At 59.0% G+C, this 24,259-nt stretch carries 24 protein-coding genes; 12 read left to right on the top strand and 12 right to left on the bottom strand.

What is annotated here, in order from left to right:
* The first annotated feature begins 260 nt into the window (after positions 1–260).
* Complete coding sequence (locus ACZ5C3_RS04520) at positions 261–1,493, top strand: serine hydrolase domain-containing protein (protein WP_464035594.1); 1,233 nt, start codon at positions 261–263, stop codon at positions 1,491–1,493.
* Between the two features lie 24 nt (positions 1,494–1,517).
* The gene (locus ACZ5C3_RS04515) at positions 1,518–1,961 is read left to right on the top strand and encodes a GFA family protein (RefSeq protein ID WP_464035592.1); all 444 of its coding nucleotides are present in this window, start codon (positions 1,518–1,520) and stop codon (positions 1,959–1,961) included.
* A 3-nt stretch (positions 1,962–1,964) separates the two neighbouring features.
* On the opposite strand, the gene ACZ5C3_RS04510 is transcribed toward ACZ5C3_RS04515, so the two are convergent.
* Positions 1,965–2,174, bottom strand: coding sequence for a hypothetical protein (locus tag ACZ5C3_RS04510; RefSeq protein WP_464035590.1), 210 nt, complete (start codon positions 2,172–2,174; stop codon positions 1,965–1,967).
* 245 nt (positions 2,175–2,419) lie between these two features.
* Between ACZ5C3_RS04510 and msrA the strand changes: the two genes are divergently transcribed.
* The 4 genes from msrA (at position 2,420) to ACZ5C3_RS04490 (ending at position 4,684) form a co-directional block, all read left to right on the top strand.
* The gene (gene msrA / locus ACZ5C3_RS04505; RefSeq protein ID WP_464035588.1) at positions 2,420–3,136 is read left to right on the top strand and encodes a peptide-methionine (S)-S-oxide reductase MsrA; all 717 of its coding nucleotides are present in this window, start codon (positions 2,420–2,422) and stop codon (positions 3,134–3,136) included.
* A 19-nt stretch (positions 3,137–3,155) separates the two neighbouring features.
* Positions 3,156–3,575: a peptide-methionine (R)-S-oxide reductase MsrB gene (gene msrB / locus ACZ5C3_RS04500; protein ID WP_464035586.1), complete on the top strand. Its 420-nt coding sequence runs from the start codon at positions 3,156–3,158 to the stop codon at positions 3,573–3,575.
* 134 nt (positions 3,576–3,709) lie between these two features.
* A complete protein-coding gene (locus ACZ5C3_RS04495; protein ID WP_464035584.1) occupies positions 3,710–4,141 on the top strand; it encodes a hypothetical protein in 432 nt (143 codons plus the stop codon).
* A 249-nt stretch (positions 4,142–4,390) separates the two neighbouring features.
* Positions 4,391–4,684, top strand: coding sequence for a hypothetical protein (locus ACZ5C3_RS04490; protein ID WP_464038258.1), 294 nt, complete (start codon positions 4,391–4,393; stop codon positions 4,682–4,684).
* 125 nt (positions 4,685–4,809) lie between these two features.
* Here ACZ5C3_RS04490 and ACZ5C3_RS04485 read toward each other — a convergent pair whose 3' ends face one another.
* A complete protein-coding gene (locus ACZ5C3_RS04485) occupies positions 4,810–5,343 on the bottom strand; it encodes a DUF4112 domain-containing protein (RefSeq protein ID WP_464038257.1) in 534 nt (177 codons plus the stop codon).
* Positions 5,344–5,464: 121 nt separating this feature from the next.
* Here ACZ5C3_RS04485 and greA point away from each other — a divergent pair, with 121 nt between their 5' ends.
* A complete protein-coding gene (greA, locus tag ACZ5C3_RS04480; RefSeq protein WP_464044556.1) occupies positions 5,465–5,932 on the top strand; it encodes a transcription elongation factor GreA in 468 nt (155 codons plus the stop codon).
* Positions 5,933–5,958: 26 nt separating this feature from the next.
* Here the strand turns inward: greA and ACZ5C3_RS04475 are convergent, their stop codons facing one another.
* From ACZ5C3_RS04475 to ACZ5C3_RS04455, 5 genes are all read right to left on the bottom strand, one after another.
* The gene (locus tag ACZ5C3_RS04475; protein ID WP_464044555.1) at positions 5,959–6,201 is read right to left on the bottom strand and encodes a PilZ domain-containing protein; all 243 of its coding nucleotides are present in this window, start codon (positions 6,199–6,201) and stop codon (positions 5,959–5,961) included.
* A 732-nt stretch (positions 6,202–6,933) separates the two neighbouring features.
* Positions 6,934–8,142, bottom strand: coding sequence for a GGDEF domain-containing protein (locus ACZ5C3_RS04470; RefSeq protein WP_464035580.1), 1,209 nt, complete (start codon positions 8,140–8,142; stop codon positions 6,934–6,936).
* Positions 8,143–8,339: 197 nt separating this feature from the next.
* Positions 8,340–9,551 (bottom strand): GGDEF domain-containing protein, encoded by a 1,212-nt coding sequence (locus tag ACZ5C3_RS04465; RefSeq protein WP_464035578.1) that lies wholly within the window; start codon positions 9,549–9,551, stop codon positions 8,340–8,342.
* Between the two features lie 755 nt (positions 9,552–10,306).
* On the bottom strand, positions 10,307–11,461 hold the full coding sequence (locus tag ACZ5C3_RS04460; RefSeq protein ID WP_464035576.1) for a M20 family metallopeptidase: 1,155 nt from the start codon (positions 11,459–11,461) through the stop codon (positions 10,307–10,309).
* A gap of 55 nt (positions 11,462–11,516) precedes the next feature.
* Positions 11,517–12,329 carry a lytic murein transglycosylase gene (locus ACZ5C3_RS04455; RefSeq protein ID WP_464035575.1) on the bottom strand — a complete coding sequence of 271 codons (813 nt, stop codon included), beginning with the start codon at positions 12,327–12,329 and terminating at the stop codon, positions 11,517–11,519.
* A gap of 122 nt (positions 12,330–12,451) precedes the next feature.
* On the opposite strand from ACZ5C3_RS04455, the gene ACZ5C3_RS04450 reads away from it, so the two are divergent.
* Positions 12,452–13,039, top strand: coding sequence for a hypothetical protein (locus ACZ5C3_RS04450; protein WP_464035574.1), 588 nt, complete (start codon positions 12,452–12,454; stop codon positions 13,037–13,039).
* 221 nt (positions 13,040–13,260) lie between these two features.
* The gene (locus ACZ5C3_RS04445) at positions 13,261–14,112 is read left to right on the top strand and encodes an SDR family NAD(P)-dependent oxidoreductase (RefSeq protein ID WP_464035572.1); all 852 of its coding nucleotides are present in this window, start codon (positions 13,261–13,263) and stop codon (positions 14,110–14,112) included.
* Positions 14,113–14,218: 106 nt separating this feature from the next.
* On the opposite strand, the gene rpoD is transcribed toward ACZ5C3_RS04445, so the two are convergent.
* Positions 14,219–16,360 carry an RNA polymerase sigma factor RpoD gene (rpoD, locus tag ACZ5C3_RS04440; protein ID WP_464035570.1) on the bottom strand — a complete coding sequence of 714 codons (2,142 nt, stop codon included), beginning with the start codon at positions 16,358–16,360 and terminating at the stop codon, positions 14,219–14,221.
* Positions 16,361–16,600: 240 nt separating this feature from the next.
* A complete protein-coding gene (dnaG, locus tag ACZ5C3_RS04435; RefSeq protein WP_464044554.1) occupies positions 16,601–18,604 on the bottom strand; it encodes a DNA primase in 2,004 nt (667 codons plus the stop codon).
* Positions 18,605–18,749: 145 nt separating this feature from the next.
* Between dnaG and ACZ5C3_RS04430 the strand changes: the two genes are divergently transcribed.
* Both ACZ5C3_RS04430 and ACZ5C3_RS04425 read left to right on the top strand, forming a co-directional pair.
* Complete coding sequence (locus ACZ5C3_RS04430) at positions 18,750–19,370, top strand: cysteine hydrolase family protein (RefSeq protein WP_464035568.1); 621 nt, start codon at positions 18,750–18,752, stop codon at positions 19,368–19,370.
* A 178-nt stretch (positions 19,371–19,548) separates the two neighbouring features.
* Positions 19,549–20,757: an MFS transporter gene (locus ACZ5C3_RS04425; RefSeq protein ID WP_464035566.1), complete on the top strand. Its 1,209-nt coding sequence runs from the start codon at positions 19,549–19,551 to the stop codon at positions 20,755–20,757.
* A gap of 14 nt (positions 20,758–20,771) precedes the next feature.
* Here the strand turns inward: ACZ5C3_RS04425 and ACZ5C3_RS04420 are convergent, their stop codons facing one another.
* The 3 genes from ACZ5C3_RS04420 to ACZ5C3_RS04410 all read right to left on the bottom strand — a co-directional run bounded on the left by ACZ5C3_RS04420 (position 20,772) and on the right by ACZ5C3_RS04410 (position 23,290).
* Positions 20,772–21,176, bottom strand: a complete 405-nt coding sequence (locus tag ACZ5C3_RS04420; protein WP_464035564.1) for a gamma-glutamylcyclotransferase family protein — start codon at positions 21,174–21,176, stop codon at positions 20,772–20,774.
* A 405-nt stretch (positions 21,177–21,581) separates the two neighbouring features.
* Complete coding sequence (locus ACZ5C3_RS04415) at positions 21,582–22,397, bottom strand: transglutaminase-like domain-containing protein (protein ID WP_464035562.1); 816 nt, start codon at positions 22,395–22,397, stop codon at positions 21,582–21,584.
* Positions 22,382–23,290, bottom strand: a complete 909-nt coding sequence (locus tag ACZ5C3_RS04410; protein ID WP_464035561.1) for a transglutaminase family protein — start codon at positions 23,288–23,290, stop codon at positions 22,382–22,384. Before ACZ5C3_RS04410 ends, ACZ5C3_RS04415 begins: the two co-directional genes overlap by 16 nt.
* A 98-nt stretch (positions 23,291–23,388) precedes the next feature.
* Here ACZ5C3_RS04410 and ACZ5C3_RS04405 point away from each other — a divergent pair, with 98 nt between their 5' ends.
* Entirely contained in the window at positions 23,389–24,198 is an 810-nt protein-coding gene (locus tag ACZ5C3_RS04405; RefSeq protein ID WP_464035559.1) for an N-formylglutamate amidohydrolase, read from the top strand.
* The last annotated feature ends 61 nt before the right edge of the window (positions 24,199–24,259 follow it).

Below are 24,259 nucleotides of genomic sequence, written 5' to 3'. Positions count from 1 at the left end.
GAATCTGACACATGCGCTTCATCGCGCATCGATCACAAGAACCGCGAGATTTCTGTCTCGCGGTTTTTTTTGTTGGTGTCATGGATCAATTGCGGTGGCTTGCCACAACCTCCTCAGATAGGCTGCGACGTGTCGCCTCACGACAAAATCGTCTGCGTTGGAACGGAGACATGCAAATGATAGTCCGCATCACCGCGTCCATATTTGGATTACTCCTTCTCGCTGGAATTATAGTGCCCGCATACGCAGAAGGACCTGGCATGAAGACCTTTCCCACCGCTGCACAGACCGATCCGAAAGCACTTGGCATGATGCAAGGTTTCCCGCCTCCGCCAGACAAGATCATCCGCTTCTACGACGGCACCAGCTCGCGCTTTCCTTACACGCGTTGGGCGTTCAACCACATTCGCAAACTGGTGCCGACGGCCAATGTTTCACGCGGCGAAGGACCTATCGTGGAATTGCCGCGTTCAGAGCGAGATCTATCGAACGTCGCTTTCATCACACTCGACGGCAAGTCGATGATATTCGATGACGCGATTGGCTTGACCTATACCGATGGCATTCTCGTGCTGCACAAAGGCAAGATCGTATTCGAGAAGTATTTCGGCGCCGGCAACCCGCAACGACCGCACATCGCGTTCTCGGTTACGAAATCCATCGTTGGCACTCTCGCTGCGGTGCTTGCGGTAGAAGGAAAGCTCGATCCGGCAGCACTGGTGACGAAATACGTGCCGGAGCTGAAAGACTCCGCCTATGGTGATGCGACTGTCCGCCAGGTGATGGACATGACGATCGGCGTGAAATTCTCGGAGGACTATTCTGATCCAAACGCCGAGGTATTCGCCTACGCGCGCGCCGGCGGACTAGCGCCAACTCCACCGAACTATCAAGGGCCTCGCACTTTTTACGATTTTCTGGTGACCTTAAAAAAGGACGGCGAACACGGCCAAGCCTTCAAATATCAGACGTCGAACGCAGAGATCTTAGCGTGGATCATCAGGCGCGTCAGCGGCCAGTCGATGGCCGACCTGCTGTCCGACACGATCTGGTCGAAGCTCGGCGCGGAGCACGACGGCTACTTTACAGTGGATAGCATCGGCACAGAGTCTGGCGGCGGTGGATTGAATACCACATTGCGCGATCTCGCACGCTTCGGCGAAATGATGCGCAACCACGGCAAGTTCAACGGCCAGCAGATCATCCCTGCAGCCGCCGTCAACGATATCGAAAGCGGCGCTGACAAGGAGCATTTTGCGAAAGCGGGCTACGCCCAACTGAAGGGCTGGTCTTATCGCGACATGTGGTGGATGACGCAAAATGAGCACAACGCATACACGGCGCGCGGTATCCACGGCCAAAGCATCTACATCGATCCGAAAGCTGAAATGGTCATCGTGCGTTATGCATCGCATCCCATCGCCGGGAATGCCGCAAACGATCCCATCAGCTTGCCCATGTACGCGGCGATCGCGAACGAACTGATGAAGTAGTTATTTGCTCCAGCGGAGAAGCCGATGGTGGACGGGAAGGAAATAAGCGGCCGGACGATCGCAGGACAATGCCTCTGCGGCACTGTCCACTATGCGGTGGCTGATGAATTTCTTTACGCCGCGAACTGTCACTGCTCGAATTGCCGAAGGACGACCGGTTCAGCATTCAAACCGTTTGCCGGCATCGCACGCGAGAAATTGCGTATGACCAAAGGTAAGGATCGCCTCAAGCGCTTCGGTGATGAAGACGGTCACGATGCGCACTGCGAGGTATGCGGCTCACTTCTCTATTCAGTTGTCCGCGATGGTGCGTTCGTCCACGTTCCGATGGGTACGCTCGTCGATGATCCGTCGATTAGGCCCACCGTGCACATCTTCGTTGGCTCCAAGGCGCCCTGGTTCAGGATTACCGACGACTTGCCGCAATACGAAGAGCATGCGGTGCTGACAAAGGCCGCCGACATGTAGGCGTTACGCAACATTGCGCTTCGACACCCCACTCGCGCGCAAGAGGGACCGAACGGCGGGGTTCAGGACCTGGCCTAACTCTCGCTCGAGGTATTCGTTGGCAATGATTAGGGCCTTGATCGCTCCGCGCAGGTCGCCGCCACAGGTTGCAATAGCGCTGTCGACAGCACGGTCGTAACGATCGATCTCACTTTGCGTGGCTGGTTCGAACATGGCTCCTCCGTTGCGGGTTTGACAGGAACTGACTGCCTCTGCCCGCGAGTAAATGTTCACTATTTGTTCCAAGAATTATCGTTCCTGTCAATCGTCCGATTGAGACGTCCCCATCCGCAGAGACCAGCAGGCTATCGAGCTCCCGGTTCACAAACATGTGCAGGCATGGGAATGTAACGGTTGCCGGTTTCGTCCCGTATCTGTGGCATCGAAACGTGCTTTGACGACTGCCTGAGGAAATCCCCATGCCCTCCTTTTCATTCCGCCGGACCTCCATCGCTCTTGCCACCGCAAGCGTGCTGGCACTGTCGTGGTTTGCTGTCCCCTCACGCGCCGCCGAGGAAGCTTTCATCATTCCTCCGCCCGTATCGGATGTCGCATCAACTGACGGCGTTAAGACGCTCGTGCTCGCCGGCGGCTGTTTCTGGGGCGTCCAGGGCGTCTATCAACACACCAATGGCGTTGTGAAGGCGGTGTCAGGCTACGCGGGCGGCCAAGCGCGTACGGCGAACTATGAAACCGTTAGCGGCGGAACCACGGGCCACGCCGAATCCGTGCAGATCACCTACGATCCGAAAAAGGTCACGCTGGGTAAATTGCTGCAGATCTACTTCTCCGTGGTGCACGACCCGACCCAGTTGAATCGCCAGGGACCTGACAGCGGTACTCAATATCGATCGACGGTTTTCACGTCTGATCCGCAAGAGCGCAAGGTTGTTGAGGCCTATATCGCGCAGCTTAACGCCGCGAACGTTTACAAGAAGAAGATCGCCACAACGCTCGAACCGCTCCAGGCCTTCTACCCGGCGGAAGAATACCATCAGGACTACCTGACGCTGCACCCGAACCAACCCTATATAGCGTTCAACGATTTGCCGAAGATCGAGAATCTGAAAAAGATCTTCGCTGACAGCTATCGAGAGAAGCCGGTGCTGGTGAGCAGCACGCGTGCTTCGAACTGAGAACAAAAAGGGAGCCAGCATGACTGAGACCAAAACCAAGCCCGGCTCCGGCAAGATCGAGAAGTCAGATGCCGAATGGCGCAGTGAGCTGACGCCGATGCAGTATGCGGTGCTGCGCGAGAAAGCCACCGAGCGGCCATTCACTGGCGAGTACGATCATTCATTTGATCCGGGCACTTACGTTTGCGCGGGATGCGGACAACCTTTGTTCGATTCCGACGCAAAATTCGATTCGGGCTGCGGTTGGCCGGCATTTTCACAGCCTGCCAGCGAAGGCAGCATCGACGAGGAACGCGATGTCTCGCACGGCATGGTGCGAACCGAGGTGCTGTGTTCGAAATGTCAGGGCCATCTTGGCCATGTCTTTCCGGATGGCCCCGGACCGACGGGATTACGTTACTGCATCAACTCGGCGTCACTGAAACACCAGCCGAAGTAACGGTTAATCGAACGTCACAAAATCGTTGCAGAGGAGACATGCGTCGCGCGCGCTTAAAATAGCCGCAGCGTTCGCCTATTTATGTTGCACCGCCAACAACAAGAAACGCGGCTAAAAACTTCAAGGAAATTTCGATGTCGAAGACGTCGCGCCACGCTGTGCTGGCCTTTGGGCTGGCCGGTTTGTTGATCGATGCTGTGATCTCTCACCCAGCTTTCGCCGTTAACAAGGTAACCCTGTTCAAGGTCACCACGCCGAAGCAGGAAATTGTCATCGGCCTGACCGCGAAAGAGCTCAAGCAACTGGCAGCCAAGAATGCCGATGCCGTTGAAAAGTCACTGCATGAGAGCGGCATGCTGACAGCTTGGCAGTACTCTGTCCGGCGCGGCACTAGCGGCGAGCTGGAACAAGCCCCCGTGCGCCACATCAAAGTGCCGTCGAGTGACGACGTTCATGTTGAGGCGTACTCCACCAAGTTGAAGGTGGTTCCGATCAGCGCTGGGAGGATCGACGAGGCCGCGATGCAACGCGGTTCCCGTCCCGAACGGCCAACAGAGGTCAACTGAACGACCTGGGGCCGGGTCGCAAAACCCTGCGGTCTGGCCGCATAGCTATGATCTTGATTTTCAAGTGATAATTAACGCATCGAACGTCTGTTCAGTACGTTTATCATACGCCCCATTCATGGGTCGCAATTGGCAAAAAAAGGCCTATATTAGGGACTGTTCTTACATGTGACAGCGCCGCGCGGCATCGGTTTTTCGCGCCCCGCATGTCGTTGGTTCCCACATATCAACAATCAAAAGGCCGAGCTCATGGCTGCGTTCAATTTCAACACCGAAGCCGAACTCTTTCCTGCGGCGATCCGCAAGAAGAAGCGCGCCGGTTTTGCCTACCGTCGGTTTTCAACCGCAGCCGAAGCCGTGCAGTTCGCAATTGAGCAACTCCCTGCCGACTCTCTGAACGGCGCTTACCTGCAAGTGGATGAAGCGCGTTTCGACCAGAGCGGCATCCGCACGCTGTATGAAAGCGATGCATTCCCGCTTCAGCGTAACCGCCCGGAGCCAGCCGAAGCCGACGAAGAAGAAAAGCAGCGCGCGGCCGGCTGATCGTTCGATCGGCTATCCGCTCCCCTTCTGTAAAAGCACATCTCAAAGGCAGACTCGATCAGGCTCGTCCTATTCAAGTCTGCTTGGGTCAAGATCGACTTTGTTCAAGCTTGTGTTGTTCAAGCTTATCTTGGCTGCTTGTCCATCCAGCGTTTGAGAATGCGAATATTGCGCATGTTGGCGCGGAACATGACGTCGAAGGCATCACCGACGAACGGCACGATGCCGACGACACCATCAAGCGCGACATTGGCAAGCATTCGCGCCACCAAATATTTGGGGGCGCCGAGCGCCCTCGCCTCGCGGACGATCCAGAGCGAGATCGCCGTCGTGATCAGATCGCCGACGATCGGGACAAGCCCGATCAAGCCATCGATACCGTAGCGAACCTTGGTACCAGGCACGACAAAGGCAACGTCAAGGAGCTTCGCCAGGGCATCGATCCGCGCGAAACGCTGCTCGCGGGTCAGAGGCCCGAAGTAAGGACCAGCTCCGAACTGGATGCTGCTGAATACGTCGCCAGCGCCGTTAAGGCGGAAACCGGACGTCCCGAAGCCACCCCCGCCGGGGTGTACCTCGTTGCCGTCCTGGTCGATAATCGGTGGACGACGGGCGCCGCGGCGCGGGGTGGTCCGGTCAAAAAGGCTGTCGTCCGTCATGCTGTTGCGGGGGCGTCCCTTGTTCACGAGGCCACCTAGATAGGAATTCGCTGGGCTTACGCAAGTTGCGTCAAACCATCGCGTCCCAAAAACCGAAAACCCCTTTAATGTAGGGATTCTCATGAGCAGAGCATTCGTCAAGGAGCCGGATGGAAGCGGTCCGATCGATTTGCCCGAGCTGTCGATCTCCGAGCATCCGAACGACGTCACCACAGAAGGCCTCGCGCAAATCGAGGCGGAATTTGCGCGCGCCCACGAAGCCCTCATCAAAGCCCAAGCTGATGGCGGTGAAAGCGATGCGCTCGCTCGCGCTGCGCGGGACATGCGGTATTGGGAAGCCCGGCGCGCCACCGCTCATGTTGTGCATAACGCGGACTCTACCGAATACATCCGCTTCGGCCACACCGTGAAACTCGCACGCGACGATGGCCGTGAACAAATTTTCCGTATTGTCGGCGAAGACGAATCCGACCCCGCGAAGGGCAAGATCTCCCACGTCGCGCCCCTGGCGCGTGCGTTGTTCGGCAAGAGCGTCGGCGATGCCGTGCGCGTGGGCGAACACGAACTGGAAATTCTCGAAGTTCGCTGACGCAGGTAATCGCCAACTGCGGCGCGTCAGAACGCGACGCCACAAAAATAGTTATCGCGCCATATGACCTTGCAGTGTTGCGTCGTGCGGAAGCCGTCGAACGACAAATCGAATTCGAGCGGAAAGAGATGAACGTCCTGCAAGCGAACCCCAGCGCCGGCAGGCGCAATATCACGCACGTGACATGGAAATACCGAACGCTGCCCTTTGAAATGCACCAGGGCCTGCCGTGAGATCACGAGGCGGGGACGCGCGCGCCGCTCACGCATGGTGATGTCTCGGGAGATATTGCTTATAAATCCACTGACGGCCATCGCGTCGACGCCACACGGTGCCCCATGCCAACCGGCCGGTAATGGTTCGCCGTGGAACGATGACATTCCACAGATGCCAAACCTCACTGTAAACGGGAGCGTTCTGCGAATTCAGAAAACGACTAAAACCAATCGAAAACATGACCGCGCCCTCGGGGTTCAAACGAAGCCGCCGGGCGCAGTATACCGCCCGACGTCTTCGCCACGCAGTGTCCCGGGTAGCTGCAATGTCCCGGAGCAGCGACGCTAGCCGGTCTGTGCGACATCGCAACGAAACCCGCGTGGCAACCTTAATAGGCGCAGCGGAGGTTAAATCAGGAACTCATCAAAGCGTGCAAAACCAAGCGTCGCGACAGCGCCACTCGACGCAGTACGTATTCGGTTACCGTATTTCCGATTTCGGATGTGGCCTTGCCAAGCCTGTCGTTCCTGGAGGCGCGCTATCTCCCGCGACCACGGCGGGCTTATTATGATCCAGTGTCGTTATTACTGCCGCACCAAACACCGCAGCAAGAATCAGCGCAAATATCAACACAGGTGCAAGGGCCATTGTCTGCGGCCTGCGAGGATCTTCTTCCATGGTGTGCACTCCCTTTGGGCACATCCATCAACTTTTATTCGCTTGGGAGGTTCCAGCCTCCACCAACGCCGGCCAGTACCATTCGGGTGAGGTCGTGACTTTGCAGCTCATGCGATCTGGCTGAGGAGTTCCGTCGCGGGAGCGAGAGGCGGCGGCACATCATCGTGCAGCGCACAGCCGTTCTTTCCGTTGTTCTTGGCAATGTAAAGCGCGCGGTCCGCTTCCGCGATCAGCCGATCAGGATGGCGTCCGATATCCGGCCGCCATTGTGCAACACCGATCGAAGCCGCCAGCGCTATCGATACTCCATGCCACACGACACGCTCCGCGCGGCAAGCGTCGAGGAGTTGACGCGCTACGAGCGCAGCTTCATGCAACGTCGTCGATGGCAACACGATGCAGAATTCATCACCGCCAATGCGGGCCAGCAGATCACCGGTCCGCAACCGCGCCTGCAGCGTGCGGGTGACCCGCCGCAAGCATTCGTCACCCGCAGCATGGCCATATCCGTCGTTGATATCCTTGAAGCCATCAAGGTCGATCACCAGCAGTGCGAACGGCTGCATCGCCCGGTCGGAGCGAGCGCACTCCTCATCCAGCCGCACCAACAACTGGCGGCGGTTGGCAGCTCCGGTCAGATCATCGGACATCGCGAGCTCGGCCACCTCGCCGCGCAACCCGTCGATCGCCATCAGCAGGAAGCCGAAGTTCCACATCATCGATAGGAACACCAGCGCAAGCACCAGCACGGACTGAAATGCGTTGAAGCGCATCATCGATACTTCGCCGCCGATATGCAGCGCGGCCATCCCGGATCGAAGCACGTTCACCGCGATGATCAAAACGGCAACACAGCCCGCCAGGCGCGCGCCAGGAAGTTTGCGTTCGCGCTGGAGAGAGAGTGTCAGCGGCAATGTCAGCCCAATGACGATCGACTGTCCTATCGAATAGGTGACGATGCGCATGGCCATGCTGGGCTGCCAGGCAGAGAAATAGCACAGGCCCACCAGACTGAATGCCAGGACCAGCGTGTGAATACGCCACGAGACGGCACGTCCGTAAAATCGTTCGATTCCCATCGATGCCACGCTGCAGGCGGCAATCAACAGCGTGCCACCGATGATCAAGGGCACCAGCGGAGGCATCACGTCGCGCAACATTGCCAGCGCGGCACCAAATGCTGCGAGAAGCGCCGCGGCCGTCCAGAAGCGCGCCGCATCGAAGTTCGGGTAGCTGCGCATGACGTAGGTCCAGACCAGACCCAGCGCCAGAAAATTGGTCACAAAGACAGTCCAAAGCGTCGGCACGCTCAGCATTGTCGCTGCTCCCGGGCACACATCGCCCATTCCGTGCTGACGCTTGTCATGTCCCTCACCTCAGATACGAGGCGAAGATGAGCCGGAGCGCTTAAGGAATCTTCACTCCGGCCAAGCAATCAATCACGTGGTTTTCAATCGATAAATAAAATACAAGTCACAAGGGCAGTCTGTTCAGCAGGCAACCTGAACGGCCGTCACGCGGTCTTGAGAAACGGCTTTGCAGCTTCCGTCGGCGCGAGCGGCTGTAAATCCTGATGGATCGCATAGCCGTTCTTGCCGTCTTTCTTGGCAATGTAGAGCGCCTGATCAGCTTCGGCGATCAACCGATCGGCTTGACGGCCGATCTCTGCACGCCATTGCGCGACGCCGACCGAAGCAGAGAGCGAGATGGGGGCGCTGTTCCATTGCGCGCACTCATCGCGGCAGGTTTCGACGATTTGACGGGCGACGATCGCCGCTTCGCGCAACGTGGTCGAGGGCAGCACGACGCAGAATTCATCGCCGCCAATCCGCGCCAGGAGATCTCCTGTCCGCAGCCGCGCTTGCACCGCTCGGGTGAACATCCGCAGGCATTCGTCTCCCGCAGCATGACCGTGCCCGTCGTTGATTTCCTTGAAGCCATCGAGGTCGATGACCAGCACCGCAAATGGTTGCATCGCCCGGTCGGAACGCGCGCATTCCTCGTCAAGCCGCGCCAGCAGCTGGCGGCGGTTGGCCGAACCCGTAAGGTCGTCGAACATCGCCAGATTGGCCACTTCGGTCCGTAAGCGGTCGATGGCCATCAGCATGAAGCCGAAATTCCACGACATTGAAGCAAAGACCAGCAGCACGATCATGGCCGCTTGAAACTGATTCAGCTCGATCAGGGCTACCGGACCACCAACATCGAATACTGCAGCCACCCATCTCACAATGTGGACCACAGCAATCAGAATTGTGATGGACACCGCCATCCGAGCGCCCGGGCTCACCGGACGATTCTCGCGGCTCAACAAATTTTTCAGCGACAATACCAGCGGCAAGGTCTGTCCCGTCGAATAGATCGCGATACGCGCGACAATGTCGTCATGCCAGATCTTGAAGACGGCCAGACCAGCAACGGTCGCGCCAGTGATGACGATGGCGGGCAACCAGGAAACGGGCTTTCCGTAAAACCGCCTGATGCCCATCATGCCGGTACAGCAGGCAAAGATGATCAGGCCATTGCCGAGCAGGATCGGTATCAATGGATCGATCTGTCCGCGCATCAGGGATATCCCGGCCCCCAGCGCGGCGATCAGTGCCATGGCGCACCAGTAGCGGGCAGCCTCAAAATTGGGATAGCTGCGGGCGACGTAACTCCAAACCAGACCGATCGCCAAAAAATTGACGACGAAGACGACAAATAATGTCGGCACACTCAGCATATCATATCCTGAAGACGCGAACCGCGCGTACTCTGCTTCCGGACGGGTTTCCGTAATTCAATCCACACATTGCTCAAGCTCGCATTTCGGCTTGAAAGCGTGGCAATTCCCCCGAAAGTCGAAGCATCCTGCGCCTGTACGCTTAATGGAATCTCACTGCGATCGCATAATCCTCAGCGTGGTTGTGAATCCATGAAGGAGACGTCTCACACTTTCGAAAATGAATGGAGTTTGCCAGGAGGAGACGCGCTCTGTCCGTTTTCGACGTTCATCGCCAAACCCTTCGCCGATCGTTAACCGTAACGGCGCACCTGTTGATCGCGAGCAATGCTTTGAAAGCGTCATAAATTCTGCACAACTTTGGAAAGCACGAGACAACGCCACGCGAATCAGTTCGGATTGTTACGAGGCTGCTGCACCATGGCCCTCTGCCGAGCAAGCCTCATCTGACGTTATCGTCAACTCAAACCCGAGAGGTTGCTATGGCTAAGAAAGCCAAGAAGGCGAAGAAGGCGGCGAAGAAAGCACCGGCGAAAAAAGCCAAAAAGGCGAAGAAGGCCAAGGCCAAGAAGTAACGCGACAGATTTCACGACACTGGCTCGGGCGGAGCCATCCGCTCGAGCTTTGTTTTAGTTTCGATACTTCGTTCTTAAATCGCCCGGCTTTTTGCAAACAAATCACGGCAGACTATGCGATATCGCCCGCGACGGCCGGGCATCGTCACCGACACCACTGCTCGTTTCGTACCATCGCAGTCAGGTTTTGAGCGGAGCCGTCGCCGCGACAGCTCGCGCCAGCGATTGCGCACGCGGCACGATGCTGTCGATCTCCAGATACTCCTCCGGGCTGTGGGCCTTTCCTCCGACCGGTCCCGTGCCGCAAAGGGTCGGCGTGCCGATCGCCGACGTAAAGCCGGAGTCCGCACACCCGCCTGTAAACTCCCCTTCCAGCGTCAGGCCGCTCAGCTGCGCGGCCTGCTGGTAGATCGACAAAAGACTGGCATTTCCCACCGTCTGCTCGAATGGCAGAAACTCGCCCTTGATCCGCAAGGTCGCCGAGGTCCCTGCCACATGCTCTTTCGCGACGATGCGTTCGATCTCGCCAACGATGCGATCCCGGTCGGCATGCCGGGCGTATCGCATATCGATTTCACCCGTTGCGGATGGCGCAACGGTGTTAACCGACTGGCCGCCGGAGATCAGTCCAACGTTCAGGGTGAGCCCAATCGACAGATCCGTCAGCGCAGCGATCTCGACGGTCTTATGCGCAAGCGCGTGAATGGCGCTATGCCCGTCCTGGAAATTGACGCCGGAATGGGCGGCTTTGCCGACGACATCCATAACCATGAAGATGCCACCCTTGCGGCCGGAAACGACATTCCCGCTCGCCCGCCCCGGCTCCGCGTTATAGACGGCCCGTGCCCCGCGCGCCGTCTCCTCGATCGTGCGGCGTGAATGAGGGGAGCCGATTTCCTCGTCCGACGTCAGCAGCGCCACCAGCGGCGCCGGATTGCCGCCAAATTTCTTGAAGGCGACAAGAACGTAGGCATTGAGGACGAGACCGCCTTTCATGTCCATGACGCCGGGCCCGTAAGCACGTCCGTTCTTGATCGTGAAGGGACGGCGCGCAGCCTCGCCCTTCGAGAACACGGTATCCCGATGGCCCATCAGAACGATCGGGGCATTTCCCTGTCCCGAAATGCTCGCCCGGAAAATATCGCCAGCAGAGCTGTTGCTGGGCAGGCGCTCGACATCGATCTCATGGCTTCTGAAGAAGTCCGCAAAGACCTCACCCACCGCATCAACGCCGGCCTTGTCATAGGATCCGCTGTCGATATTGACCGCTTTCTCCATCAGCGCCAGCATCGCGTCTTGCTGCGATGCCAGCCAGGAATACACTTCTTCAGACATTGATCGACAAAATCCCTCTTTGCGCGTGAAGCACTGCTATGGGTGCAACGCTCTCTTACTTCCCCGCCAGTTGGTCGGCAAAATAGGCAATGGTCTTGCGATAGATCTCCGCGCGATTCCATTCCCGCATCGCGTCGAAATTGGCCGACCCTTCGTGATAGTCGCCCCCGGTTTTCCAGCCATTGGTCTTCAGCAAATTGGCAGTGGAGGCGAGCACATCCGGCACGCTGTGACGCAGATCGATATGGCCATTGCCGTCGAAATCGACGCCATACTTGATGTAGGACGACGGCAAGAACTGCGTCTGGCCGATCTCGCCTGCATAAGCGCCGATCATATCGCGCACCGTCAGGTCGCCCCGCTGCACAATTTTCAGCGCGGCCAGCAGCTCGCCTTGAAACAGATCGGTGCGGCGGCAGTCATGCGCCATGGTCGCCAGCACGCGGAAAACCGGCAGCTTGCCCATGTCGCCCTTGCCGAAATCACTCTCCAGTCCCCAGATCGCCACCAGGATCTCCGCCGGCACTCCATATTGCTGCTCGATACGCGACAGCAACGAGCCATTACGCAGCAGCATCGCCTTGCCTGTATTGATCCGCCCGGGGCCGACACGTGTCGAGACATACTGTTCGAAGGTCTTGTTGAAGGTGCCGCGCTGACGCCGGTCGAACGCCAGCACCGCACCATCCTGCGTCACCCCGCCCAGAGCCTCCGAGAGCACGCCCTGCGAAATGCCCGCCGCCTGCGCTTCACGCGACATGTTTCCAACGAAGGTCTGAAAATCTCCGCCACATTGGGCGGCAAAGGTGGGAGTGGCGGCAAAGACAGAAATTGAGACAAGAGCGGTCGCGAATAGGCGCGCGATCATGATGAACCCCGTTTGACAATGACTCGACAATGATGACATGGCCCATGCGTCCGAACAATGACGGACGCTGGCGGCTGAACCTTGATCTGGCGAATGTGAAGTCCCGTTGTTAGGCTTGTCTCATGAATGCCCCCACCGCCGCTTCTGAAACCCGTCATGATGTGTATTTGAGGGCTGGAAAGGCCGGCTTTTATGTCCGCAATGACAACCATGGCGTGACACTGACCGACGAGCGGATCGCGTGGACCTTCGATGGCCAGAGCGACAGCGCTCCTTTCAAGAGTATCGCGTCCGTCCATCTGCAATCCGGCGGTGAAATCAACCAGTGCCTGATCCGGTTTGCCGACGGCCACCTGCTCACCATCACCGATGCGAATGCCTATGGCGTTGTCACCGAACAGCAAACTCCGGTCTATCGTGCATTCATGCACGACCTGCACGCACGGCTCGTTGCGTCGGGCGTGAACTCGATCCGTTTTACCGCCGGATACATGGGCGGGCGCCATCGGGTGGTGATGGTGGGTGTCTTGCTGCTCGGATTGATCTGCTTCGTCGGGCCGCTCGTGATGCTGGTGGTCACCGGAGAATTCAAGCTTCTCATCGCCACGGTCGCCGGTGGTGGATTATGCTGGTCGATGCTTCGTACGATGCAAAACAATGTGCCGCGCGACTACGATCCGACGCGTCCACCGGAAGAATTGCTGAAATAAGCCGAGACCGAGCGACTTCCTTTCAAGTTTGTTTGATCCCTCAAGCTCACTCAACTGCGCTACAGGGACACCATTGCCGTTGGTCATTGATCTTCGAATGCGCGCCATGTTCGGCATCAAAAACCTGATGCATTTGGGCGGTATCAGCAGGCAAGCACCGTGTTCACGCCTCCCTTGGGCACGGACCTTACTTTGGAAATAACGTTGCCCGGAGATTCATCATGTCGCATCCCGCCCTCGTTCCGGAAGCCGTCGCCGTCATCACGGGCGGTGCATCCGGCATCGGCCTGGCTACAGCCGTGCGGTTCGCAGAGCTTGGATTAAAAGTCTGTATCGCCGACCTCGGCAAGGCGCGGCTCGCCGAAGCCGCGACGGTCGTTGCAGCTTCAGCATCGGGTGGCGCCTCCGATGTGATGACCATGGAGGCTGACGTCAGCCACCGCGAACAGATCGAACAGCTGGAAGCCGCGGTGCGCGAGCGCTTTGGCGGCACGGATGTGCTGATGAACAATGCGGGCATCCAGCCCGGCAGCCAGATGTTTGGCCCACGCGAGAACTGGGAGCGCGTACTCGGCGTCAACCTGTGGGGCATCATCAATGGCTCACAGGTGTTTGCGCCCGGCATGATCGCGCGCAAGCGGCCCGGGCTGATCATCAACACCGGCTCCAAACAGGGCATCACCACGCCGCCGGGCGATCCCGCCTATAACGTCGCCAAGGCCGGCGTGAAGGCCTTCACCGAGGCGCTGCAGCACGAACTGCGCAATACGCCCGAGTGCCAGGTGAGCGCGCATCTCTTGATTCCGGGCTTCGTCTTCACCGGCCTCACCGCACGCGGCCGAACTGAGAAACCTGCCGGTGCGTGGACGTCAGAGCAGACCGTCGATTTCATGATCGAACGGCTTGCTGCCAACGACTTCTACATTCTTTGCCCGGACAACGACGTGCCGCGCAAGCTGGACGAGAAACGCGTGACATGGGCGATGGGCGACATCGTCGAGAACCGCCCGGCCCTCTCACGCTGGCATCCGGATTACGCGGAAGCGTTCAAGGCGTTTGTAGAGAGTGAGTAATCAAATCGCGCGTACGGTCGCGCCGTTGGACCGCGCAAGACGGTAAGCAAATAAAAAACGGCGGGCTTTGGGCCCGCCGTTTTGTTTCGATGATGAACTGTAAAGCTCAGTTATCCAGGAAGCTGCGCAGCTTGCGGCTACGGGACGGATGCTTGAGCTTGCGCAGCGCCTTCGCCTCGATCTGGCGAATACGTTCGCGTGTCACCGAGAACTGCTGGCCGACTTCTTCCAGCGTGTGGTCGGTGTTCATGCCGATGCCGAAGCGCATGCGCAGCACGCGCTCTTCACGCGGGGTGAGCGAGGCGAGCACGCGCGTGGTGGTTTCGCGCAGGTTCGACTGGATCGCCGCATCGATCGGCAGGATCGCGTTCTTGTCCTCGATGAAATCGCCAAGGTGTGAGTCTTCCTCGTCGCCCACCGGGGTTTCGAGCGAGAGCGGCTCCTTGGCGATCTTCAGAACCTTGCGCACCTTCTCCAGCGGCATGCCGAGCTTCTCGGCGAGCTCTTCCGGCGTCGGTTCACGGCCGATCTCGTTCAGCATCTGGCGCGAGGTGCGGACGATCTTGTTGATCGTCTCGATCATGTGCACCGGAATACGGATGGTGCGGGCCTGGTCGGCGATCGAACGGGTGATCGCCTGACGGATCCACCACGTGGCGTAGGTCGAGAACTTGTAACCGCGGCGGTATTCGAACTTATCGACCGCCTTCATCAGGCCGATGTTGCCTTCCTGAATGAGGTCGAGGAACTGCAGGCCGCGGTTGGTGTACTTCTTGGCGATGGAAATCACGAGGCGCAGGTTGGCCTCGACCATTTCCTTCTTCGCCTGACGGGCTTCGCGCTCGCCCTTCTGCACGCCGAGCACGATCTTGCGGAATTCGCCGATCTCGAGGCCGGTCAACGCAGCAAGCTGTTGGATCTCGTGGCGAAGCTCCTTGATGCGGTCCTTCTCCACCGCAACGAAATTCTTCCAACCTTTGGCGGCAAGCTTCGAGACGCGGTTGAGCCAGCGCGGATCAAGCTCCGAGCCCTGATAGTTGCGCAGGAAGTCCTCGCGGCCAACGCCATGGCTGTCGCCGAGGCGGAACAGACGGCTTTCGTAGGACACCAGCCTCTTGTTGATGTCGTAGAGCTGCTCGACGAGCGAATCGATACGCGCTTGGTTGAGGCGCAGCGACTTCACCTCGACGATGATCTCGTCCTTCAGCTTCTTGTACTTGCGCTCCTGCGACGGCGAGAGCGACTCGCTCTGAAGCTGGTTCTGGATGTCCTGTTCCTGCAGGCGGCGCAGCTTCTTGTACGAGTCCGCGATCTTGTCGAAGGTCTCGACAACCTTCGGCTTCAGTTCGGCCTCGATTGCCGCAAGCGACATCTGGTTCTCGAACTCGTCGTCCTCGTCCATGTCCGCTTCGGCAGCAGCTTCACCCGGATCCTTCGGCTCGGCTGCCGGAGCCGCGCGGAACGGCGTCGGCGACGGAGGCGCCGCCGGCGGCGCGATGTGCGCGGGTGCGGCTTGCGGCGCCAAGACTTCCACGGAGCCGTCACCATTGACGACAGCGGCGGTCTGCTGGCCGTCTGCATTCACAGGGCCGGCGATCATTGCGGCGCCGTTCTTGCCTTCAGGACCGGCATACGTCGCTTCGAGATCGATGATGTCACGCAGGAAGATCTTTCCTTCGTTCAATTCATCGCGCCAGATGATGATCGCCTGGAACGTCAGCGGGCTTTCGCAAAGGCCCGAGATCATGGCCTCGCGGCCGGCCTCGATGCGCTTGGCGATGGCGATTTCGCCCTCGCGCGACAGCAGCTCGACGGTGCCCATCTCGCGCAGATACATGCGCACGGGATCGTCGGTGCGTTCACCAGGCTCGGACTTCTTGGTTTCAGTGACGGCCTTCGACGTGACCTCGACGAGCTCGTTATCCGTCTCGTCGTCGGCATCGTCCTTGCTATCTTCATCCTCGGCGTCGTCGTCGGACTCGGACACGTTGATGCCCATGTCGGAGAGCATCGCCATGATGTCCTCGATCTGCTCCGGCGAGGTCTGATCGGAGGGCAGCACTTCATTGAGCTGATCGAAGGTCACGAAGCCACGCTTCTTGGCCTGCTTGATCATCTTCTTGACCGCGGCATCGGAGAGATCGAGCAACGGCGACGGGGCGTCCGCGGCATCCTTCTCCGGGGTATCGGCGGCTTTCTGATCTTTAGTGGTATCCTTGATCACTGCCGTCTTTGCCTTGGTGGCCATTCACTAGCTCCTGAAACGCGCTCACGACGTGGGCTTGCCGCCCGCGTAGACATAGAATTGTTGGTCCGCAATCCGTGCGGAAAGGGCGGCGCTTGTGAGGGCACCACCCGGCCGGACTTGACTTGTGTCCCAGCTTTTAGCCCAAGGCCGTTAAGCCTCGATTAACCCTGTTTTTGCGGCTAAAAAACCGGTTTGGCGAGTCTTTTTAAGGCCTTGGCGAGTGCCTTGCATCATATCAAGTTACACGCTGCGCTGGAACCGTCCCGAGGATTCGCCAAACCCCTCAATCAACGCCTCAAGGCCGTCCACTTCGGCGAGCCGGGCTTTCACATCGCGCAGCCAGCCATAATTTGCTTCGCTGCTGTCTTGCCCAAGAGCCAGTTCGGCATCCTTGAGCTCCCTAAGTAAGGAGTGCCATTGCCGATGCAAGGCAACAAGTTGATGCCAAGTGGGAAGAACGTCTTCCACCGCGGCGCCGGCACGCGCCCCCCAGACGTTCTTAGTCGTAATGGCCCGTTCAACCTTTTGAATTTGCTCGGAATATCCGCTTTTCTCAAGATTGGCCCGCAACCGGGCACTCTCCTCCGCTGGATCATCCGTGTGCGAATAATTTGAGAAGGCCGCGATAATTACGGCACGCAGCTTGTGCGCCTCCGGATGCGCCAATTCCAGAGCGGCCACTTCCTCCAGATGATCGTGCAGCAGCCAGGGGTGATTAAGCAGCGATTGCAGGATCAGCGCCTCACGCCGGGAGATCGCGCTGCGCTGGCCGCGCATGATGGAACTCGTCGCCAGCTGGGGGCTGGCGACCTGATAAGGGCCACGCCCCAGGGCCCGCCCGCCTGTGGATAGTCCGCCCGTCCGGCCGGCTCCGCCTGTGGAAAAGGGTGCCCGCGGCGCAAAACGCTGGGCTGATTCGCCCCTGGAGGGATAGGAACCGCGAAAACCGGCGCGCTGGCCGCCCCCGGCTTCAGGGGCAAAAGCGCGCTGCAGGCGCTGCTGGAAATCCTGCCGATAATAGCGCCGCACGACTTCGTCGCGGATGCCGTTGGTGAGTTCGTTGATGCGGGCTTCCAGTGCAGCCCGGCGCTCCGGCGTGGCGTAGCTGCCGCCTTCGATCTCGCGCGACCACACCACCTCCGCCAACGGCTTCGCCAGGTTGATCACCTCTTCGATCGCCCCGCGGCCACCTGAACGCGCGAGGTCGTCCGGGTCCTGTCCCTCGGGCAACAGCGCAAAGCGAAGACTCTTTCCGGGCTTCAGATGCGGCAACGCCAAATCCGCAGCGCGATACGCCGCCCGCTGTCCGGCACCATCGCCGTCGAAACATAGGATCGGCTCATCCGCCATCTTCCAGAGCAGCGCGAGCTGGTTCTCGGTCAGCGCAGTGCCCAACGGCGCGACCGTTGCATTGAAGCCGACAGTGACCATGGCGATGACGTCGACATAACCTTCCACCACGATGAGCGGCGCGCCGTCATGCGCAGCCTGTCGCGCGGTGAAGAGGTTGTAGAGATTGTCGCCTTTGTGAAAGAGCGGCGTCTCCGGCGAGTTCAGGTATTTCGCCGGGACGTCCTTTTCGAGCGCGCGTCCGCCGAAGGCGATGATGCGCCCGCGTGCGTCGGTGATGGGAAACATCACGCGATCGCGGAAACGATCGTACGGCACCGGGATGTCATCGCCGCCGATCAGCAGTCCCGCTTCAACCATGTCCGCGACCGGAATGCCGAGGCCGCCGAGATGCTCCTTCAACGCAAACTTCTCTGGTCCCGGTGCGTACCCCATACGAAACTGCAATTGCGTCGCGGGCTGAATCGAGCGGTCGCCGAGATAGCCCCGAGCCTTGGCGCCGTTGCGCGAAGCCAGCCTCTCGGCGAAGAACTTCGCCGCCAGATCCATCACGTCGTAGAGCGTCTTGCGGCGCTGCTCATGACGCGCGGCATCCGGCGTCACTGCCGGCAGCGCCATGCCCGCCATCTGTGCAAGCCGTTCGACCGCTTCAGGGAACGTGACGCCCTCGGTCTCCATCACGAAGCGGATGATGTCGCCATGCCGGCCGCTGGAAAAGTCGTGATAAAATCCCTTCTGGTCATTGACCGTGAAGGACGGCGTCTTCTCTCGGTGGAATGGCGAGAGGCCCTTCCATTCCTTGCCCGCTCGCTTCAATTTCACGCGCCGGCCCACCACTTCCGAAACCGGAAGCCGGGCACGCAGTTCGTCGAGAAATTCAGGCGTAAAGCGCATAAATCAGGAGGCCTCTGTAACCGATCATGAATATAGGATCACGCGGCGATTGGCCCAAGCCGCACCGGATTGTGCCGGATTGTCCCCGCTTCACACAGGTCCTATTGTCCGGCGCTATTCCGAGTTATCCAACGAAAGCAACAAAATGACCTCAGCTCCGAAAACGCTGCTCCAGATCGCCGGCGCGCCGCTCCACCCGAGCGCGCTCGATAAATCCGCGCTCGTGATCATCGACGCGCAACTGGAATACACCAAGGGCAATCTGCCGCTCGATGGCGTCGACAACGCGGTCCTTGAGGCCGAGAAGCTCTTGACGCTGGCCCGCAAAAGCGGCGTGCCGGTGTTCCACGTCGTTCAGCACGCGCCGGCCGGACGCCCGTTGTTCGACGAAACTGGACCGAATGCAGCGATCGTACGTGAGCTGACGCCTGCAGCCGAGGAAGTTGTGGTGCGCAAGAATCTGCCCAACGCATTCGCGGGCACCGATCTGGACGCCTTGGTGAAGAGCACCGGACGCACCGAGTTGATCCTTGCGGGCTTCATGACCCACATGTGCGTGAGCGCCACCGCGCGTGCCGCGCTTGATTTGAAGTATCGCACCACGATCGTCGCCAATGCCACCGCAACGCGTGATTTGCCCGATCCACTCGGCGGCACGATTCCCGCAAGTGTTGTTCAACGCGTCGCGCTGACCGAACTCTCGGATCGTTTCGCCATTGTGGTGAAGGACACCGCGGCTCTCACGGCTGCAACGAAAGCCGCATGATTTCGCCAACAGCCTAAAAATACGGCAGCAGCCATGCAGTCCAGCGTGGCTGCTGCGAACTTCCACTCGTACAACCGATCCCGCTGCTCACCATATCGTCATTAATCTATCGCAGCGCATCGGTTATAGAGGCGCCTCCATTGGCGGCCTTATCGGCGACGCCTCCCCAGAGATTCAAATGTCGTCTTCTTCGCAAACGGGCTCCTCCACCGGAGGACCTCGCCCCTGGCTTATTTTGTCGCTCGCCATGGCGGGCGGCGCGACGGTGGCAAATCTTTATTACGCGCAGCCGCTGATCGGGCAGATCGGTAATTCCTTCGGCGTCGACGTCTCGGCAGCCGGACTGATCATCACCATCCTGCAGCTTGGCTATGTCGCCGGATTGTTCTTCATCGTTCCGCTGGGCGATCTGATCGAGAACAAGCGTCTGATCCTGCTCACGCTCGCGGGCGTGATCGTCAGCCTGATCGCGGCGGCGACCGCCAACAACGTCTGGGTCTTCATCGCGGCGTCGCTGTTGCTCGGTTTGACCTCGACAGCCACGCAGATGATCGTGCCGATCGCCGCGCACCTCACCCCCGAGCACAGACGCGGACAGGTCATCGGCACCGTGGTGAGCGGTCTCTTGTTGGGGATCCTGCTGGCGCGTCCGCTATCAACCTTGTTCGGCGGGCAATTCGGCTGGCGCGCAATGTATGGCCTGTCCGGCGTCGTGATGTGCGCAGCGCTCTTGATTATGGCGCTCGCGCTGCCACGGCGACATCCCAAACACAGCCTGTCCTATGGTGCCCTGATCGCATCGCTATGGCACCTGCTGTTGACCACGCCGGTCCTACAACGGCGCGCGGTGTACCAGGCGTTCTTCTTCGGCGCCTTCACAATGTTCTGGACCGCCGTGCCGCTGCTGCTGGAAGCACCGCCATTTTCATTAGGCAATGTCGCGTTGTCCGCGGTGATGCTGAGCGGTGTGATCGGCGCATTCGTCGCGCCGCTCGCCGGACGTCTCGCAGATAAAGGTCACGGACAGGCTGTCACGGGGATCTCCATCGGTCTGCTCGCCGTCACCTTCATCCTGACGTGGCTCGGCAGCTCTGGATCGCTGGTGATGTTTATCATCGCCGGAATTACGCTCGATGCAGGCACCCAGGCCAACCTCGTAGTCGGCCAAAAAGCCATCTACGCGCTGCCGGCCGACATCCGCAGCCGGCTCAATGCGCTCTACCTCGCCATCTTCTTTCTTGGCGGCGCGGTCGGATCAGCACTCAGCGGTTTTGCTGTGACCCGCGGCGGCGACGCCACTTTCAGCGCCATCGGGTTTGGATTTGCCGTCGTGGCGTTTGCGCTGTTCGTGACGGAATTCCGTGGCTCGCGCGGGAAGCCTGGATGAGTCAGCTACCTGAGTTATCCAGCACTGGTGCCCGAGCCAAATTGTCCAGAGGCGATGCGCCGAAGATCAGCGACCGGACGGTTGTAGACGTACATCCACGCCTCAACGCTTTCGCCGCGGCTATTCACGACGGTCTGAGCCAACCGACGAAATTCAGTCGGCTGGACATCCTCCGGACCACACTCTTCGTACTGGTCCAGCGTCACAAGAAAACCGGGATCGCGAACTACGAAAAGTTCACCATGAACCCACTCCTCAGGCCTGTCGGATGGTACGGCGGCGGGATAGTGCGATACCAAATAAAGCTTTCCATTGAAGCGGGCCTCACCTTCAAACGTGGCGCTCCGGTTCAATTCCTGCGCCAGCGGGAGAGACGATTCACGCTTCAGCGTGCCGTAGACAAACAAACGCTCCAACATTCGTGGTGGCCCTATATGGACTGTAGTTCTCGTCGCATCACGACGACCCGGCAACCTGTATCCGCCCGCAACCGAGGGAAGATCACAGCGATACTCGGCCTTGTGGTGAATCACCTGCAAAGGCATCGTGATGCCAGCCATACACTGGACCGATGTGCGAATCGATCAACCTCAAATTGCGTAGTGCCAGTCAGCCAGCGACGCTCCGGCACTGAAATGCCCCAGCAACAGCGGTTTGATATCCCGGTAGATCACAGCGCGGCAGCAGTCGATCGTCGCACCCGACTAAACGCGCATCGTGCAGGCGCTTGATGCACGCAAGGCGTGTGGGTTGCCAAGAATTTTGGTGTCAGTTCTCTTTTACGGCGGTGCCGGGATTGCCCTGCCTACCAATCTCGAGCCGCATCAGAGTGCTTCGACGACTTCGTCAGTGACAACAGAGAACGTTTTCAGAGTCATACGACCAAACGTGGTCGATAACGCAACGTCGGCGGCATCGCGCCCCGTCGCCATCAGAATACGCCCGACGCGTGGCTCATTGTGACGCGCATCAAAGGTGTACCATTTGCCGGACAGATACACTTCGTACCAGCCCGAAAAATCCATTGGTGCTGGATCCGGAGGAACTCCAATGTCACCGAGATAGCCCGTGACATAACGGGCCGGAATGTTCATGCACCGGCATAGCGTCACCGCCAGATGCGCGAAATCTCGGCAAACTCCTTGCTTTTCGCTATACACATCAAAGGCCGACTTCGTTGGCCGTGCGTGTTCGTAACCGAATTTGACGTGACCATTCACGAAATCGTTGATCGCCTGTACGCGCTCCCAACTTGGCTTCGTGTCCTTGAACAAGGACCACGCAATGTCAGTCAACCGGTCGGTTTCGCAATAGCGGCTCGGCATCAAATATAGCAACACCTCATCGGGCAATTGCTCGACCGGCATCTGCTGCGCCTCCGGCACGATGGCGTCGGTTAGTCCGCTGTCCCGAACCAATGCATCGAGCTTGAAAGTGACACCGCCAGGCGGCGCAGTAAGACGTCCGCAAATGTTGCCAAATGAGTCGTGATAGTAGCGGATGCGGACGTCCGGTTCGGTGATGATCATCTCTTTGCCGGCGATGTCTCTAGCGCGCGACGGATGAATCCGTAGCATCATCACCATCGGCGTTGCCGCCGTTGCTTCATAGGCAATCTCGAAGCCTACCCTGATAAGCATTCTGCGGCTTTCTGGTTTTCCGCCACCGACGCAACATGGATGGTGATATCCATCCCGAGGTGGGCGTCGGCATTTCCGAAATAGGTGCCATGAATAGGAATTGCCTGATGCGGATCGCGCGCGACGGCCACGCGGATAAGATCGCGATTGCCAACAATGCCGTTGGTGGGATCGAACTCCACCCAGCCTGCACTTGGCAGATAGGCGCGAACCCACGCATGCGTTGAACCATCTCCCACATACCCGTGCTCACGCTCGCCCGGCACGAAAATGTAGCCGCTCACAAATCGAGCTGCGATGCCGAGCCGGCGCAGTGCCTCGATCATCAGCAGTGCAAAGTCGCGACAGGTGCCCGAACGGGTGCTGAGCGTATCGAGCGGATGCTGGGTGCCGTGTTCGTGACGCTTGCGATAGGCGAATTGTTCGCGCACGCCGTGGGTCATCCCAACCAGCAGATCCCTTGTCTGGGTTCGCTTGTCAGCGCTCAGAAAGGTTCGCGCCCAGTCCGCCAGAGCGTCGTCCGGATCGTTGTACTGCGGGGTGATCGACGGCATGAGATCCGGCAATTCTTCCGGATCATAGGCGAAGGGATAGTGGTAGGCGTCGTCGCCGGCAGTCAGAGCGACTTCGTCCAGCGGGTAGTGCTCGACAGTGACGGTGCTTTCGAACACCAAGCGATCGGCTCGCGTGTTAAAATCAGCGATAGCCACACTGTTGCCGAACGCATCATGAATTCTCCGCAATGATGATGGCTTTGGTGATATCGCTAGCTCCTCCGACAGAACCCGCAGATCATGTCCGTCGCGCGGACGCAGCATGATGCGATGCTCACCGAATCCTACGGGACAGGCGTAGTGATACGCAGTCTTGTGGTGGATCGTCAGCAAAGGCATCGTGACACTCGCTACCCTAAAGCGTACACCCAAAGCGGGGGTACCTTCCGACCAAATCTTAGGCTCCAACCGCCACAACGTCAGGCAATCCACGTCCGATGCTTCAGCAAAATATAAGTGACATTTCCCTACTTCTGGCCGCCGACGAAGTTCCGCCGGTGCTTGAGGAAAATGTCGACAGCCAATCGCCCTTTTTCTTCACATGCGATCACTATGGTCGGCTAATTCCCCGTGCGCTGGGCGATCTCGGCGTGGCGGAAAGCGAGCGGGAGCGGCACATCGCCTGGGACATCGGCATCGCCGGTGTCGCCACCCTGCTGGCCAAAGAGCTCGGCGTGCATTTGATCGCACAGCGATATTCCCGCATGGTGATCGATTGTAACCGCCCGTTCAAGAGCTCGGGCTCAGTGCCGCTAATCAGCGAAGCCACTGAAATTCCCGGCAATAGCGGTTTGACACGCGAAGAGATCACAGCACGACAGCAGTCGATCTTCGCGCCCTACCACGCACGCATCGCGGAGGCGCTCGATGCACGCAAGGCGTGTGGGCTTCCCACAATTTTAGTATCGCTGCACTCTTTCACGCCGGTCTATGCCGGAATTGCCCGGCCCTGGCACATCGGCACGCTTTATCACTACGATGCCCGCCTGCCGCACATGCTGCGGGACAAGCTTCGCGCCGAGGGCGACCTCGTGGTCGGCGACAACGAGCCTTATGCGGTGAGCGATACCACCGACTACACAATTCCAGTGCATGGCGAGAAACGCGGCCTGATGCACACCGGCATCGAAATCCGGCAGGACCTGATCATCGACCAGGCCGGACAGCACGAATGGGCCGAACGCCTCGCGCGTCTTTTGCGCGAGATCGAAGAGGCTCTCCATGCGAAAAAGCTGATGCCCGTGTAGGATCATCGGATGTCCCTCAACGCACCCATTATGAAGCATCCATGACAGGCACAGCGATCGG

The sequence above is a fragment of the Afipia dichlorophenoxyacetatis genome, assembly GCF_055386385.1.
This window is presented reverse-complemented; position numbering and strand designations above follow the sequence as displayed.